This window comes from Bradyrhizobium sp. 154, from assembly GCF_023073875.1.
Taxonomy (GTDB): domain Bacteria; phylum Pseudomonadota; class Alphaproteobacteria; order Rhizobiales; family Xanthobacteraceae; genus Bradyrhizobium.
Genome location: NZ_JADPKG010000056.1, coordinates 34,166 through 49,347 on the forward strand (window position 1 = coordinate 34,166; position 15,182 = coordinate 49,347).

Consider the following 15,182-nt stretch of genomic DNA (forward strand, 5'->3'; position numbering starts at 1 on the left):
TTGCGGGCATGGTCCGAGCGAGGACGGAGCAGATTTGAGCATCACCACCGACCAATTGCGCGCGCGCGCCGCTGACACGTTCTGGCTGCGGCTGGCCGCAATGGCCCTGCCCCTCCTGATGATCGCGCCGGCGTTCTGGAACGGCTATCCCTTGTTGCAATGGGATACCGGCGGCTATCTGGCCCGCTGGTACGAGGGCTATCTCGTCCCCAGCCGCTCCACCGTGTTCGGCCTCTATCTGCACTATGGCGAGGGTTTTGATTTTTGGATCAACCTCGCGGTCCAGTCGCTGGCGACGCTGTGGCTGTTGCAGCTCAGCTTGCGCGTGCTCGGCCTGATGCAGACCTTCCGCTTCGTCCCGATCAGTCTGCTCCTGATCCTGTCGACCGCCCTGCCCTGGCTGGCCAGCATGCTGCTTACCGACATCTTTGCGGGACTGTCGGTGCTGTCGCTGTTCCTCCTGGTCATCGGACGACACCGCACCTCGGTGCCCGAAAAAATCGCGCTGTTCGTCCTCACCGCCTTTGCCGCAGCGACCCACAGCGCAACGCTCGGCGTGCTGCTCGGTCTGTGCGCCGCCGGCTGGATGGCGCGGCCGCTCCTTGGGCCTCGCCTTCCGTTTGCGGGACTGGCGCTGGCGAGTCTCAGCATCGTCGCGGGCGGCCTGATGCTGACGTCGGCGAATTATGCGCTGTCGGGCAAATGGACCTGGACGCCCGGCGGCTATGGCGTCGCCTTCGGTCGCATGATGCAGGACGGCATCGTGGCGCGCTATCTCAACGACCATTGCCCGCGCGAACACTACAAGCTCTGCCCTTATCGCAACGAGCTGCCGGCGAGCGCCGACGAATTTCTGTGGGGCAAGAGCATGTTCAACACCCTCGGCCGCTTCGATGGGCTGAACGAGGAGATGGGCTACATCGTCGTGCATTCACTCGCGGACTATCCGGCCTGGCAGGCCGGCGCGGCGCTGCGGGCGATCGGGCAACAATTGCTCCATGTCGCAACCGGCGAAGGCACCAACGGCTGGATCCCGCACACCTACGGCATCATCGAACGTTACGTGCCTTCGCAAGTCGCGCCGATGCGCGCGGCGCGACAGCAGCACTGGGCCGTCAATTTCGACGGCGTCAACTGGCTGCACGTCCCCGCCGCGCTGGCCTCGATGGCGGCACTCGTCGTGCTGCTGGTGCATGCGCTTGCCAAGCGTCGGCTTGACGATCTGACGCTGCTGGCAGCAACCGTGTCGCTGGCGCTGCTCGGTAATGCCTTCATCTGCGGCGTGATCTCGGGCCCGCACGACCGCTATGGCGCGCGGATGGCGTGGCTTGCGACCTTCGTGGTGCTGACGGCTCTGTTTCGCTCATTCGGCGACGACGCGCTGGCGGATGAGATCTCAACCGCGGCGTGAGAGGAAATCGAGCACGCCGGTCTTGTAGACCTTATCGCCGACCGCCCGCATGTGATCGCGGCCCGGGATATCGAGCACTTGCGCGCCCGGGATGATCGCACCGAGTGCGCCGGCAGAGCCTGCGACGTCGTCGGCGGTGCCGACCGCGATCAGCACCGGCACCTCGATGCGTGCAGCCTGCTGCCTCGTCATGAGGTCACGCGTGCCGCGGAGGCAGGCGGCGAGTGCACGACGGTCCGAGCGGGTCTGATCGGCGAAGGCGCGGAAGGTGCGCCCAACGGGATCGGTGACGTCGTCGAGCGAGGGCGCCTCCAGCGCCTTGGCGACGTTCTCACCGGGGCCGGTGCCCTCGATCAGACCGCCGATGCCGATGCCGCCGAGGATCGCCGAGCGCAGGCGCTGCGGCTCGTGGAGCGCAAGCCACGCCGCCATCCGTCCACCCATCGAATAGCCCATAATGTCGGCCTGCGGGATCGCGAGATGATCCATCAGTGCCAGCACGTCGCCGGCCATTATTGGGATCGAGTATTGCTGGGACTCGTAGAGCTTCGCACTCTCGCCGTGGCCGCGATTGTCGAGTGCGATGACACGGCGGCCGTTCTTGCGCAGTTCCGAGACCCAGGTCGGATAGACCCAGTTCACGTTCTTGCTGGAGGCAAAGCCGTGCACGAGAATGATCGGGTCGCCCTCACCTTCGTCGAGATAGGCAATTTCAACGGCGCCGTTGTGGAAGCTCGGCATCATCAGTTCCGCAGGTCTTGAGGGGAAAAGTCGATCTTAGAGCACGATCCGGACAAGTGTGCAGCGGGTTTTTCCGCTCCACAAACGCGGAACGCGTTTGCGCGGAGATCATGCTCAAACAATAGCCTCTATCGCGGCTACGAATGACCTCAATCTCATCGCGCTTCAGACCCTGAGGGCTGCATCCGCCAGAGCGGCCTCGGCGGCCCCCTGCGCCCGGCGGAGCCGCCGCGCGCGCCTGCGATCACACCAGGCCTGGGTCAGGTGCTCGGTGGTCGCCTTGATCGAGGACAGCAGTCCCAACAGGGTCAGTGCCGCGCCGAATAGCCAGAGCGTCAGATCGAACGCACCGCCAATGAGGAGCAGCGCGCCGCGGCCAAGCAGTTTCATGATGGCGCGGGTCTTGCCGCCCTGCGCTTCCGCGAGCCGCGCCGCGCGCGCCACATCTTTCGGGCCTTCGGCGATCCGCAACGTGTCCATCGCCCCGCGCGTGCCGGTCTTTCCGGCGACGCGCGTGACGTCCTTGCCGAGCCGAACCAGCGCGCCGGCCTTTTCGGCGCGGAACGCAGCCTTGATCGCACTCACGGTCTCGCCCGGGCGCAGCACCGAACCCTTGGCGACCGCGTTCTGAAGCATCGGCGCGTCGACGATCTCGCGCGCGGACCGGCCGGCCCACACGGCCAGCCCCTCGCCGAGCCGCCCCACCTTGCGCGCGTCCTTCACCAGCGTCAGCCCGGCGCGCACCGGCGCGGCACCACCGACGGTGACGTAGGTCGCCGCCGTCACCGCAAGGCCTGCCGCCGCCAGCCCCAGCACGAGGCGGTCGGTATCCTCGCCCATGGCGAGGTGCTTGCCTTCGCGGACGACGTCCCTGATGTCGCCGATTACGAAGAGATCGCCGGCCACCGTTCCCGACAGGCTCGCGACGTCGTCGGCATTGCCGGTGACGAGACCGGTGGCAAATCGTTTGGCGAAATGGGGGGTGGAATTCTCGGCTTTGACCGCATCGCTGACGCGGTTCAGGAGGTCGTCCGGCAGCGCGATGTTGCGGTCACGCGCGAGCGCGACGAAACTGTCGGCGAGATCGGCGTCGCCTGCGGCGAGCGCAGCCTCGATGTTGTCCTGAACAAGGCGATCGTTCTGCCGCAGCAGCGCATCGAGCTTGAGCTCGGAGAGCACCGCGGGATCATCCTGGGCGGCGAGAAGCGCGCCGGCCTCGCGGGCATGCGGCGCAACCTGCGCGAGCAGGAACGCGCATGCCGCGACACCGGTCAACGCTGTGCTGATTCGCAGCCATTTCATGCGGAAAGCCTGGACGGTCCTAAAATCGTTGACGCCTGACGCTTCGTCTGTCGTCGCAATTGCGCTCGCCCACAGACATAGTACGCCGAAATTGCGACACAACGTCCCCGACGAAAGAAGGGCTTCTCTCAAGCCGCAAGATTGTGTCGAATTTGCATGAGCAAATGAGCATGGGGCAATTGCGGAGCTTTCGGTTCCGCTGGACTAGCAATCATCTACACCCGCCAGTATGGTCCGCGGCGCCTTACTAATGCCGCGTCAGTTTGATTGTATCTGCCGCCATTGCCACTCCAGGATGAACTACGATGTCCGACCATGTCGTCCCGCACTTCCATAACGATGCCGGTGTTCCCGTCATCGAGATCGGCTCGCAAGAGTTCATGTGCGTGGGCGCCAATCCTCCGTTCGATCATCCGCACGTCTTCCTCGATCTCGGCAACGACAACGAGATCATCTGCCCCTATTGCTCGACGCTGTACCGCTTCGCGGCCGACCTGAAGGCGGGCGAGGCCCGTCCGCCGGAATGCGTGCTGAAGGACAAGGTGGCCTGACCGCTCTCATCGGTCAGGGGTGGCGCTCTCCCGAACGATTGTCATCGCCGGTGCCGGCATCGGTGGCCTGACGGCCGCGCTGACGCTCGCGGCCTGCGGCTTCCGCATCGTCGTGCTGGAAAAAGCCGAGCGCCTCGAGGAAGCCGGCGCCGGTCTGCAACTCTCCCCCAATGCCAGCCGCGTGCTGGTCGAGCTCGGCCTGACCGAACGCCTCAAGCTGGGCGCCGTGACCCCGGAGGCGGTCTCGATCATGAGCGCGCGGGCCGGCGGCGAGCTGCTGCGCATGCCGCTTGGCGAGGCAGCCTCCGCGCGCGCCGGCGCTCCCTATTGGGTGGTGCACCGCGCCGATCTGCAATCGGCGCTCGCCGGCGCGGTGTCCGACCATCCTGATATCGACCTGAAGCTGGGCGCAACCTTCGAGGACGTCGCGCCTCACACCAAGGGGCTGACGGTGGTCCATCGCAGCGGCACGATCCGCCGCAGCGATCTTGCGAGCGCATTGATCGGCGCCGACGGCATCTGGTCGACGGTCCGCCAGCATCTGTTTCCCGACGTGCAGCCGCGCTTTTCAGGCCTGATCGCCTGGCGCGGCACGCTCGATGCGACGCAACTGCCGAAGGACTACACCGCGCGCCGGGTGCAGCTCTGGATGGGCCCGAACGCCCATCTCGTGGCCTATCCGATCGCGGGCGGACGCCAGATCAACGTGGTCGCGGTGCTGCCGGGCACGTGGAACAGGCCGGGCTGGAGCACGCCCGGCGATCCTCCCGAGGTCATGGAGGCTTTCGCCGCACCGCGCTGGCCGCCACCGGCGCGGATGATGCTCGCCGCGGTCGAAGCCTGGCGAAAATGGGCGCTGTTCGGCGTGCCTGACGGCTGCCCCTGGAGCAAGGGTCCCGTCGGGCTGCTCGGCGATGCCGTGCATGCGATGCTGCCGTTCGCAGCGCAGGGCGCCGGCATGGCGATCGAGGATGCCGCCGTGCTCGCCCGGCATTTGAGCGTCGAGGCGGCCGAGAGCACCGCCGGCATCACAGCCGCGCTGACGCAATATGGCCGCGCGCGCCAAGCGCGCGTGCGGCGGGTGCAGCGGACCGCGCGACAGCAGGGCCGCATCTATCATTTCAGCGGGCCGCTCGCGATCGCGCGCGATCTTGCGATCCGCGCACTCGGACCGGACCGCATGCTGGCGCGGCAGGACTGGATCTACAACTGGCGGCCCTGAAGCGAGGCACCGCCGGCGCGGTGCCTCAGCGGATCGCTTTTCCGGATTTCGACGCCGGCTTGGCAGCGGATGACGGTGACGTGGCGGGCGGTGTCGGCTCGGGCGGTGTGTCCCGGCACCTGTTGCGGCGCCAGGCCTCGTCGGCAAGTTGGGCCTGGCCCCGCACCGCGATGTAGTCGTTGCGATAGGCAAGCTCGGACACGACCGCGCCGCCAGCGCCGGTCTCCGCCTTGTCCATCAGCCTCTGCAAATCGGCCGTGCGGTTGGCGAGCGCCTTGCGCTCGGTCTCGAGCTGCTTGCAGTCGTACAACTCGTATTTGCCGGGATCGGCGAAGGCCGGCGCGACCGTCTCGCTCATGCCGGCGCAGCCGGACAGCGCGACGCCGGCCGCAAGCGGCGCGAGGAGCGCGCCGAAGCCGCGCAGGAGACAGGAAAACGAAGCAGCCATGTCGGATAAATAGCCCCCGTGGATTGAGAATGCCTAAAGCAACAACAGATGTCCGGATTGAGGCTTTGCCTTGTGCGCCCGGCTCGCTTAAGGAAGGACCGACCATCCGGCCGGCAAGACGCCAATTCCAGACGGCCGGGAGTGGCCTTAAGTGATTGATCTCGTTGGATCAAGCGGGCATGGCGGAATTGGTAGACGCAAGGGACTTAAAATCCCTCGGCGCGCAAGCGCTGTGCCGGTTCGACCCCGGCTGCCCGCACCATCGGTGCTGATGACGCTCGCCTGCGTGCAGATCCGCAAAGCAGGCAACCGAACCGGCTGGAGCGCGGCGGCAAAGCGCCCTTGTTCTGACGCACTGCGGACGCGGCGACGTTGCTCATGGTTGCGCGCCTTCCGTCTCAAGGCGCTTCGGCTCGGCGCGAAAATCGAGCAGCAGGATCCAGAAGCATGACAGGGAAACGACGAGAAGGGCGAAAGTGCCCTCGATCATCGCTCCCAAAAGCGACATCAGCGCCGGAACGAGGAGTCCGATCGAGAGACATGCGGCAAGCGCCAGGGCCGGAAGATCGACGATGAGGATGGCAGCATAGAGCGCAAGCTCGAAGAAGGCATATTCCTTGAGACGCGGCGAGCTGAGATAGAGCGCAAACATGGCGAGCATCGTGACGCGCATGGCCGCGCGGGGATGATCCATCAACCAGCGATCCAGCCGCTTCAGAACCGATGCCCCTTCCCGCGCAGGTTGGCTTACGGCCACGCGGAAGATGGACAAAGCGAACGGCACGAGCACGAGCGCTAACGCGGCGCACGCATATGTCGCGAATATGACCGGCTTGCTTTCACCGAGGCCGGCATGATCCATGAGGTTTCGCGCTAGCAGCAGCAGCGACGGATTGATCTCGAAGAGATCGACGACGTGTTGGTCGGGGATTTCTCGGGCCATCGCAAGCCGCCAGCTTGCGAACAGATCGGGATATTCCAGCCCCGATATCAGGATCGGCAATGCGAAGCTGAATGTCGCCACCGCGATCAGCGCCAGCTTGCGGCCGCACGGCAGAGGCAGGAAGTAAAGCGCGGCCAGAACGGGAAAGAACACCAACTTGAACGACATCACGAAACCGAGCAACGCAGCGCCCGCGACGCGGAGCAAAGAGTTGCGGCCCTCCAACGCTCCGGAGGATGGCGGAGGAAGCAGGAGCCTCAGCGCGATCGCGGTCAGCAGTCCGCTCAGGATCGCGAAGTTGCCCGAGGCCTGCACCCATTCGAAACCGACGAACGCGCCGAGCGCGCACAGCACCTTGAGCGCAGCATCGCGCGCGCTCGGGCCCCTTCGGCCGAGCCTGGGTAAGAGGAGGCCGCAGAGCACGGCGAGGACGAGAAAGATTCCTCTGTAGTGATCGAGCAGAAAGCCGCCCGCGCACAGGGGGCGAAAGACGTCCAGCGTCACCGGCAGATAGGGGTAGGAGAGCTTGGTGCCCTTCAGGTTCTTGACGAAATAAGGATCGAGTCCGCCGACATACGCGTCGACCGCAGCGCAATTCACGCGAATGTCCCAACCATAGCCATATTTCAAATCGAGCCTGGCGTCGTTAGCGAGATTGCCGAGCACCAGCAGCGTCGTCAGCGCGATCAGGCCGGCAAGCCAGACGTTGCGCCTCGTGGCCATGTTGGCCGTGGGCTCCAACCATCGTGCTGCACCTGACATCTCGGACATCGGCGGATACCTTGTTTGGCTTGTTTCTCTCGGCGCCGCTGCGGCGCGTCATCATCTCAGCCGCACTCTGGGCAGGATGCGTTTCGGTTTTATCCTGCCAGAGGGACAGGCCACGCCGGACGCCAATCTTTAGGACGGGATGGTGAATCACTGGTTTTCCGGCCGGCGTGAGATTGCGCGATCCGCGGGATCCAGCGGCAGGGAACACTGGTCTCTCACCAATTCTTGTCCGCTCCGGCTGCGCCTGACAGCTATCCCGAAACGGGGGTTGTGCAACGCAACATCGGACTAAATAAAGCTCTCAATTTCAGAGGTGAGCTTCTTGTCCGACGTCAATGCCGATGATTGGGTGTCCTCCGGGCACCGTCCCATGGGTTTTCCCGAATTCGTCATCGTGATCGCGTCCATCATGGCGCTGAATCCGCTTGCGATGGACATGATGCTGCCGGCGCTGCCCAACATCGGCGCCGCCTTCCAGATTCCTATCGCCAACCATCTTCAACTGGTGCTGTCGACCTTCCTGGTCGGCTTCGGCGCGGGCCAGTTCGTCATGGGCCCGTTGTCGGACCGTTTCGGCCGCCGCCCCGTGCTGCTCGGCGGCATGGCGGTCTATGCGGTGGCGAGCGTGCTGGCAGTGGCAGCACCCTCGTTCGAGACGTTGCTGCTGGCGCGCGCGCTGCAAGGGCTCGGCACCTCGGCGACGCGCGTGATCGCGACCTCGATCGTGCGCGACTGCTACGTCGGCCGCCGCATGGCGAGCGTGATGTCGCTCGCGATGATGGTATTCATCGCGGTGCCCGTGGTCGCCCCCTCGTTCGGACAGGCGGTGCTGCTGGTGACGGCCTGGCGCGGCATTTTCGTCGTGCTGATGCTCTACGGCCTGCTCGCGCTCGCATGGTGCGTGCTGCGGCTGCCTGAAACCCTTCCCGAGTCCGAGCGCAGATCGCTGGCGCCCGCCGACGTGCTCTCGGCGTTCCGCCAGACCGTGACGAATCGCCAGACCATTGGCTACGCCACGGCGGCCGGCAGCGTCATCGGCGCCCTGTTTGCCTACGTCTTCTGCGCCCAACAGGTCTTCTCCGGCATCTATCACCTCGGCCATTACTTCCCGCTCGCCTTCGCGGCGATTGCGGCTGGCACCGCCATCGCCGGCTTCCTCAATGCGAGGCTGGTCGGTCGGCTCGGCATGCGCGTGATCTCGCACGGGGCACTCATGCTCTACACCGCGGTCGCGGGCGTGATGCTGCTCACCGAAAGCCTCGGCGTGCTGCCGCTATCCTTGTTCATGGCGCTCTCCGCCCTGATGATGTTCTCGTTCGGCATGATGATCGCCAACTTCACCGCGCTCGCGATGGAGCCGCAGGGCCACATCGCCGGCACCGCGTCCTCGCTCTACGGCTCGATCACGACACTGATCGGAATCGCGGTCGGCATGGCGATCGGACAGAGCTTCGACGGCACGCTGCTGCCGTTCTCGGTCGGCTTCTTCCTGTCGACCCTTGCGGCGCTTGCGATCGTGCTGGTGGTGGAGAAGGGGCGGCTGTTCAAGCCGCATCATCGCCCTGCCATCTGAGGAACTTCCCGCTCCCCTCGATGTTGTACCGCAGCAATTCGAGAGGATGACGAGATGGGACTGAAACACCGCGAAGACCGCGAGCCGGAACAGCAGGAGCAGGAGCGTTCAGAGCCGGCCGCTGAGCGGACCACGTCCACGACGCCTTTGGCGAGCGAAGGGCTCGAACAGTTGCGCGACAGTCACTGCTGATCACGAAGTCTGGTCGGTCGCCGCCTGCTGGCGCTGAAATCATCCGCAGCGGCCTCGTGCGCCGGCCCGCTTCCCCGCGGGGGCACCATCAGCACGACCACGTGCCACGCCAGACCGCGCCGGCCCCACAAATTGGCCTGTACCGTGAACTCGCGTCGGACGACGTGTTCGGCTTTCGAGGACGCCCATTCCATCCAGCGGCCGCAATAGTCCTGGCCGCGGAAACACGCCGCGGCCCAGCCTCGGTCGGGCGTCGTCTTGCGCTGCAAGCCCGAACCGTATTCAGACTCGAACGGTCGTGCATAATACGGATGATCGGGGCTGTAGAACGCCGTCGCAAAGGCCAGCGAATCATCACCACTCACGGCGCTGAGCGGCGTACCGGTCAGCTCGCGCCACTCGCGCGTCAATTCGCTAGCCAGCTGCGCGTAGAAATTCCTGCCTTCTTCGTAGCCGTGATCGTTACGATAGACGGCATGGATCGGCGCGGCGACCAGGACGGCGGCGAGCGCGACGCCAGCCACGATCACGGTGAGATTGACGGTGTAGAAGCGCTCGATCGGATAGCGCGCGCCGCAGACCACGAGAACGGCGAACAGGAACAGCCCCTGCAAGGCCCACAGCGAGGGCAGATCGGTGCCCATCATGAGGGATGTCATTATCGGCAGCGCGATCGTGCCTATGGCAACGTGGAACAGAAGTCGCAGTCCCGGACCCATTGCGGCGAAGTCGGCCGGAAACTGCTTCAATCGCGTGCCGGCGATGAATACCCACGTCACAGCCGACACGATCATCGCCGCCGCCAGCCCGAGCAGGAAGTTCCTGGCTTCGCCGAGCGAGCTTAGGACATTGCCGTTAGCGTGCGCCAACGCATAGCTGAAAGTCGGCGCCCCCGTCGTCGCCAGCCAATAAACGTGTGGTGATAGCGCCGCCAGGCCGACGACCACCGATATCCAGGGCGAAGCGGAGGTAAAATAGGCGCGCCGCGCCGGGTGCGCCAGCGCGGCAAACGCGAAGCTCGCGACGAGAAAGATCGAATAATACTTGCCGACCATTGCCAGCGCTGTCGTGCATCCTAGCGCGACCGCCCACGATACTGCGCGCGTCTCGAACGCACGCAGGAAGCACCAGGTCGCCAGCGGCCAGACCGCGAGCAGCACGGCATTGGCATTGAAGCGCTGAGCATGGAACTGATAGGCCGGCGTCAGCATCAGGAGCAGCAGCACCAGGACGCGCTTGTGTCCGGTCACGAATTGCCGTGCGATCCGGTCGACGAAGTACAGTGCAAGCCCGGCATTGGCCATTGCCATCAATTGCAGCGACCAGTCGCTGAGCGGGAACACGGAAGTCCAGCCAGCGGCAATCCAGCCCATCAAGGGCGGATGCTTGTGATAGCCCCAGGCGAAATGCCGCCCCAGCGTGCAGGCCTCGAGCGTATCAGGGTGCAGACCGCCTCCGGCATAGGCGATCGCCAGATAGAGCGTCCAGATCGCAACGAAGCAGGCGATGAGAAGCGGCACGGCCCAACCCGCCTCGACGCCATCCAGCCAACGCAGGAACGGTCGCCGCCAACGCGCCGGCGCGCGATCGGACCGTTCGGCCCTCGCCTGGAATGCAAAATCGATCGGCACAGGAACTAAATTCGAGAGGAAAAGTGATGCGTGAGGACAAGGACATCTATTTCAGGATTGAAACAAATAGCAATGATTGGAAGTCAGAAGGGTTAAGAGCTCCACCGGTTTCAAACTGACGCGAGGCTGACAAACGACAACGGCGCCGCTCATGACAGCGGCGCCGCAGGATCATCGAGCCAATGGCGCGAGGATACGTCTTCCGCTCACTCCGACTTGTCGACGTTCCAGAACAGCGGCGTCGCCGGGCCGTCGAGCACGCCGGTCAGCGATTTGCGCCAGCCGCTCGGCAGGAGATACTGCCCCAGCGGGATGTAGATCACCTGTTCATAGGCTTCCTTCTGGATGTCCGCGGCGATCTTCTTCTGCTCGTCGATCGAGGACGCGCGGACGAAGGCATCCTTGAGCTGCTCGATCTTGGCGTCTTCCGCCCAGCCGAACCAGCCGCCCTTCTTGCCCTGGCCGCCGATCGAGAGATTGGCAATCGGGTTGGAGACGTCGGCCGCGACCCAGTTGGTGAAGAACATGTTCCAGCCACCCTCCTTCGGGGGCTTCTGGCTGGCGCGGCGGCTTACCACCGTCTGCCAATCGGTCGCTTGCAGATCGACCTTGAAGCCGGCCTCGCGCAGTAGCTGGGCCGCAACGATAGGCTGCGCCTTGAGCGTCGTGACATCGCCTGGGGCCATGATCACGACCGGGGTGCCGTCATAGCCGGACTCGGCGAGCGCCTTCTTGGCCTCCGCCATGCCGTTGCCCTTCACCAGGGTCTCGGCGCCCACCTCGGTTGCGAGCGGCGTATCGCACACGAAGAAGGCACCACAGATCTTTTGATATTTCGGGTTTCCGACCAGCGCGTCGAGCACGTCCTTCTGGTTTATCGCCAGGAAGGCTGCGCGGCGTATTTTGACGTTGTCGAACGGCGGATGCAGGAAGTTCATGCGGCCGAGCGTCTGAAAACCGAACTTGTTCGAGACCTCGATCGTGAGCTCCTTGTTCGCCTCCAGTATCGGCAGCATGTCGTAGGGCAGATTCTCCATGAAATCGATGTCGCCCGATTGCAGCGCGTTCACCGCAGTCTGCGAGTCCGGCATGGTGATCCATTCGACGCGGTCGACCTTCACCACCTTGCCGCCCGAGGTCCAACTCGCCGGCTCCTTGCGCGGCACGTAATCGGTGTTCTTGACGTAGACCGCCTTCACGCCCGGCTGGAATTCCGACTGCACGAACTTGAAGGGACCCGAGCCGATCTGCTCCGGGATCTGCTTGTCCGGCGGTGTCTCGGCGAGGCGCTTCGGCATCATGAAGGCGACGCGCGAAGAGGGTTTTCCGATGGAGTCCAGCACGAGGCCGTACGGCTCCTTCAGCTTCAACGTGATGGTCTTGGCGTCGGTCGCCTCGATGCTCGCGGTGAAATCCATGAGCTTCTGGCCCATGCCGTCGACCGCGGCCCAACGCTTCAGCGAGGCGACGCAGTCTTCCGCCGTCACAGGCGCGCCGTCATGCCACTTCAGGCCGTCGCGCAGCGTAAAGGTGTAAGTGAGCTTGTCATCGGAAATCTTCCAATCCGCCATCTGCGGCTGGATCTTGAAGTTTGAATCGGTGGCGACCAGCGTGTCGTAGACCATGTAGCCATGGTCCCGCGTGATGTACGCGGTGGTGAAGATCGGATCGATGATGCGCAGATCCGAATGCATCACCGCCGTAAGAGTCTTGCCGGCGGCAAGCACGGGCGAGGCCAAGCCGACCGAAAGCGCGACCACCGACAGCGCAAGTTTGGAGGCGAACGCGCGAGGCCCCCGGCGCATGAAGTTGAACATGGAAAGTTTCTCCTGACGTGAAACTGTTCAAAGGCAGATTATTGATTGAGCATCCGGTTCGTTCTTTGGGCGAACTAACCTCATGCAATGCCTTTATCTTTCGAGACTTGCAGACAGTGCCGAGCGCGTCAATCCGGTTTCGGTGCAAGCCGTCGCGGCGTGTGCAAGGGCTCCAAAAAGATCGGTTTGGCTTTACAACGCTCTCGGCCCGTCCTCCCCTGCGCCAATGCAATGCGCGTTCCAGCTTTGAAGCTTGAGAGACATTGAGATGAACCCAGCCAATCTTCCCTTCGATTCCGAGGCGATGCTCCAGGGCCTGCGCGGCTGGGTGGAATGCGAGAGTCCGACCTGGGACGCAGGCGCCGTGAACCGCATGCTCGATATCGCAGCGCGGGATATGGCGATCATGGGTGCGACGATCGAGCGCATCGCCGGCCGCCAGGGTTTTGGCGGCGTGATCCGCGCGCGCTTCCCCCATCCAAAGCAGGGCGGGCCGGGCATCCTGATCGCCGGGCACATGGATACCGTGCACCCGGTCGGCACCATCGAGAAGCTGAAATGGCGGCGCGAGGGCAACAAGTGCTACGGCCCCGGCATCTACGACATGAAGGGCGGCAATTATCTCTCGCTGGAGGCGATCCGGCAGCTGGCGCGCGCCGCCTTCACTACGCCGCTGCCGATCACCGTGCTGTTCACGCCGGATGAGGAAGTCGGCACGCCCGCCACCCGCGACATCATCGAGGCGGAGGCCGCGCGCAACAAATACGTGCTGGTGCCCGAGCCTGGCCGCGCCGACAATGGCGTCACCACCGGACGATACGCCATCGCGCGTTTCAATCTCGAGGCGACGGGCCGCCCGAGCCACGCCGGCGCGACGCTGTCGGCGGGACGCTCGGCGATCCGTGAGATGGCCCGGCAGATCCTCGCGATCGACGCGATGACCACGGACGACTGCACCTTCTCGGTCGGCGTCGTGCATGGCGGCCAATGGGTCAATTGCGTTGCCACGACGGCCACAGGCGAAGCGCTCTCGATGGCCAAGCGCCAGGCCGATCTCGACCGCGGCGTCGAGAGGATGCTGGCGCTGTCGGGCACAACCAATGATGTCACCTTCAAGGTCACCCGTGGCGTAACGCGGCCGGTGTGGGAACCGGACGCCGGCACCATGGCGCTGTATGAAAAAGCCCGCGGCATCGCCAAGTCGCTCGGCGCCGAGCTGCCGCATGCGAGTGCCGGCGGCGGCTCCGACGGCAATTTCACCGGCGCAATGGGAATCCCGACGCTCGACGGCCTGGGCGTGCGCGGCGGTAACGGCCACACGCTCGAAGAGTATATCGAGGTCGAAAGCCTGGTCGAACGCGGCCGGCTGATGGCGGGGCTGCTGGCAACGCTGGAGTGACTGTCTGAGTCCGTCATTCCGGGGCGGTCCGAAGGACCGAGCCCGGAATCTCGAGATTCCGGGTTCGCGTCTTCGACGCGCCCCGGAATGACGACGGGCAAAGAGAGCACGCCACGACAGGCCGCCCTGTAAAAGCTGTGGCCCGGATGGCACGGGAATTGCTGAAATGTTAGGCTAATGGCAGGCTTGCCGAAGGCCCTGCCCGATTTGACTCTAATCTGACGGATCCAACTTGCTCGGATATCTCGTTCGCCGAATCTTCGCCGCCGTGCCCGTAATGGGCGTCGTCGCGCTGTTCGTCTTCCTGCTGCTCCGCCTCACCCCCGGCGATCCCGCCGCGATTCTTGCCGGCGACAACGCGACGCCGGAACGGCTGGAGCGCATCCGCGCCTCGCTCGGCCTCAACGAGCCCCTGATCGTGCAGTTCGTCACCTGGGTGAACAAGCTGCTGCACGGCGATCTCGGGACGTCGCTGATTTCCAACCTGCCGGTGATGAAGATGATCGGCCAGCGTGTCGAGCCGTCGATCTCGATCGCGCTGTCGACCATCATCCTCGCCGTCGTCGTCGCCGTGCCCCTGGGCGTAATCGCGGCGTGGAAGCATGGCACCTGGATCGACCGTTTCGTGATGGGCCTGTCCGTGCTGGGCTTCTCCGTCCCGGTGTTCGTCGTCGGCTATGTCCTGATCGAAATCTTCGCGATCAATCTGCGCTGGGTCCCGGTGCAGGGCTTCAAGAGCATCTCGAGTGGTTTTGGGCCCTTCTTCGAACGCATCATCTTGCCGACCTGCGCGCTCTCCTTCATCTACATCGCGCTGATCGCGCGCATGACGCGTGCGGCGATGCTCGACGTGCTCGGCGAAGATTATGTCCGCACGGCGCGCGCCAAGGGCATCAACGAGGTCGCGGTGATGATGCGGCATGCGCTGCGCAACGCGGCCGTGCCCGTGATCACCGTGATCGGCACCGGCTTTGCGCTGCTGATCTCCGGCGTCGTCGTCACCGAGAGCGTGTTCAACATTCCCGGCATCGGCCGCCTCACCGTGGATGCGGTGCTGGCGCGCGACTATCCGGTGATCCAGGCGATGATCCTGCTGACGTCGCTGATCTATGTCGTCGTCAATCTCCTGATCGACGTCGCCTATACGCTGCTCGATCCCCGGATTCGGTACTGAGGCAAGG

13 protein-coding genes and 1 tRNA gene are annotated in these 15,182 nt (G+C 64.5%); 8 read left to right on the forward strand and 6 right to left on the reverse strand.

Features of this window, described 5'->3' with window-relative positions; genetic code table 11:
- The first annotated feature begins 34 nt into the window (after nucleotides 1-34).
- The gene (locus tag IVA92_RS15290) at nucleotides 35-1,411 is read left to right on the forward strand and encodes a hypothetical protein (protein ID WP_247280073.1); all 1,377 of its coding nucleotides are present in this window, start codon (nucleotides 35-37) and stop codon (nucleotides 1,409-1,411) included.
- Here the strand turns inward: IVA92_RS15290 and IVA92_RS15295 are convergent.
- Nucleotides 1,397-2,152, reverse strand: coding sequence for an alpha/beta hydrolase (locus IVA92_RS15295; protein WP_247280110.1), 756 nt, complete (start codon nucleotides 2,150-2,152; stop codon nucleotides 1,397-1,399). The two genes, IVA92_RS15290 and IVA92_RS15295, sit on opposite strands and share 15 nt — an antisense overlap.
- Before the next feature lie 165 nt (nucleotides 2,153-2,317).
- The gene (locus IVA92_RS15300) at nucleotides 2,318-3,454 is read right to left on the reverse strand and encodes a hypothetical protein (protein WP_247280074.1); all 1,137 of its coding nucleotides are present in this window, start codon (nucleotides 3,452-3,454) and stop codon (nucleotides 2,318-2,320) included.
- 305 nt (nucleotides 3,455-3,759) lie between these two features.
- On the opposite strand from IVA92_RS15300, the gene IVA92_RS15305 reads away from it, so the two are divergent.
- Both IVA92_RS15305 and IVA92_RS15310 read left to right on the forward strand, forming a co-directional pair.
- Nucleotides 3,760-4,005, forward strand: a complete 246-nt coding sequence (locus tag IVA92_RS15305; protein WP_007602543.1) for a zinc-finger domain-containing protein — start codon at nucleotides 3,760-3,762, stop codon at nucleotides 4,003-4,005.
- Nucleotides 4,006-4,024: 19 nt separating this feature from the next.
- Nucleotides 4,025-5,227, forward strand: coding sequence for an FAD-dependent monooxygenase (locus tag IVA92_RS15310; protein WP_247280075.1), 1,203 nt, complete (start codon nucleotides 4,025-4,027; stop codon nucleotides 5,225-5,227).
- 25 nt (nucleotides 5,228-5,252) lie between these two features.
- Here the strand turns inward: IVA92_RS15310 and IVA92_RS15315 are convergent, their stop codons facing one another.
- Nucleotides 5,253-5,675 (reverse strand): twin-arginine translocation pathway signal, encoded by a 423-nt coding sequence (locus IVA92_RS15315; RefSeq protein ID WP_247280076.1) that lies wholly within the window; start codon nucleotides 5,673-5,675, stop codon nucleotides 5,253-5,255.
- Between the two features lie 173 nt (nucleotides 5,676-5,848).
- On the opposite strand from IVA92_RS15315, the gene IVA92_RS15320 reads away from it, so the two are divergent.
- Nucleotides 5,849-5,937: transfer RNA gene (locus tag IVA92_RS15320), tRNA-Leu, on the forward strand.
- A 114-nt stretch (nucleotides 5,938-6,051) separates the two neighbouring features.
- Here the strand turns inward: IVA92_RS15320 and IVA92_RS15325 are convergent.
- A complete protein-coding gene (locus tag IVA92_RS15325; protein ID WP_247280077.1) occupies nucleotides 6,052-7,341 on the reverse strand; it encodes a hypothetical protein in 1,290 nt (429 codons plus the stop codon).
- A gap of 370 nt (nucleotides 7,342-7,711) precedes the next feature.
- Here IVA92_RS15325 and IVA92_RS15330 point away from each other — a divergent pair, with 370 nt between their 5' ends.
- Nucleotides 7,712-8,962 (forward strand): multidrug effflux MFS transporter, encoded by a 1,251-nt coding sequence (locus IVA92_RS15330; protein ID WP_247280078.1) that lies wholly within the window; start codon nucleotides 7,712-7,714, stop codon nucleotides 8,960-8,962.
- A 54-nt stretch (nucleotides 8,963-9,016) separates the two neighbouring features.
- Complete coding sequence (locus IVA92_RS15335) at nucleotides 9,017-9,154, forward strand: hypothetical protein (RefSeq protein WP_247280079.1); 138 nt, start codon at nucleotides 9,017-9,019, stop codon at nucleotides 9,152-9,154.
- Here the strand turns inward: IVA92_RS15335 and IVA92_RS15340 are convergent.
- Both IVA92_RS15340 and IVA92_RS15345 read right to left on the reverse strand, forming a co-directional pair.
- On the reverse strand, nucleotides 9,145-10,785 hold the full coding sequence (locus tag IVA92_RS15340; protein ID WP_247280080.1) for a glycosyltransferase family 39 protein: 1,641 nt from the start codon (nucleotides 10,783-10,785) through the stop codon (nucleotides 9,145-9,147). The two genes, IVA92_RS15335 and IVA92_RS15340, sit on opposite strands and share 10 nt — an antisense overlap.
- A gap of 206 nt (nucleotides 10,786-10,991) precedes the next feature.
- The gene (locus IVA92_RS15345) at nucleotides 10,992-12,602 is read right to left on the reverse strand and encodes an ABC transporter substrate-binding protein (protein WP_247280081.1); all 1,611 of its coding nucleotides are present in this window, start codon (nucleotides 12,600-12,602) and stop codon (nucleotides 10,992-10,994) included.
- 268 nt (nucleotides 12,603-12,870) lie between these two features.
- On the opposite strand from IVA92_RS15345, the gene IVA92_RS15350 reads away from it, so the two are divergent.
- Nucleotides 12,871-14,001: a M20/M25/M40 family metallo-hydrolase gene (locus tag IVA92_RS15350; protein ID WP_247280082.1), complete on the forward strand. Its 1,131-nt coding sequence runs from the start codon at nucleotides 12,871-12,873 to the stop codon at nucleotides 13,999-14,001.
- A 232-nt stretch (nucleotides 14,002-14,233) separates the two neighbouring features.
- Nucleotides 14,234-15,175, forward strand: a complete 942-nt coding sequence (locus IVA92_RS15355) for an ABC transporter permease (RefSeq protein ID WP_247280083.1) — start codon at nucleotides 14,234-14,236, stop codon at nucleotides 15,173-15,175.
- Nucleotides 15,176-15,182: the final 7 nt, after the last annotated feature.

What these genes read in the sequence shown, in the direction of transcription:
- IVA92_RS15295 (WP_247280110.1), bottom strand. Translation starts at nt 2,152, where the DNA reads ATGCCGAGCTTCCACAACGGCGCCGTTGAAATTGCCTATCTCGACGAA.
- IVA92_RS15300 (WP_247280074.1), bottom strand. Translation starts at nt 3,454, where the DNA reads ATGAAATGGCTGCGAATCAGCACAGCGTTGACCGGTGTCGCGGCATGC.
- IVA92_RS15305 (WP_007602543.1), top strand. Translation starts at nt 3,760, where the DNA reads ATGTCCGACCATGTCGTCCCGCACTTCCATAACGATGCCGGTGTTCCC.
- IVA92_RS15335 (WP_247280079.1), top strand. Translation starts at nt 9,017, where the DNA reads ATGGGACTGAAACACCGCGAAGACCGCGAGCCGGAACAGCAGGAGCAG.
- IVA92_RS15315 (WP_247280076.1), bottom strand. Translation starts at nt 5,675, where the DNA reads ATGGCTGCTTCGTTTTCCTGTCTCCTGCGCGGCTTCGGCGCGCTCCTC.
- IVA92_RS15345 (WP_247280081.1), bottom strand. Translation starts at nt 12,602, where the DNA reads ATGTTCAACTTCATGCGCCGGGGGCCTCGCGCGTTCGCCTCCAAACTT.
- IVA92_RS15350 (WP_247280082.1), top strand. Translation starts at nt 12,871, where the DNA reads ATGAACCCAGCCAATCTTCCCTTCGATTCCGAGGCGATGCTCCAGGGC.
- IVA92_RS15325 (WP_247280077.1), bottom strand. Translation starts at nt 7,341, where the DNA reads ATGGCCACGAGGCGCAACGTCTGGCTTGCCGGCCTGATCGCGCTGACG.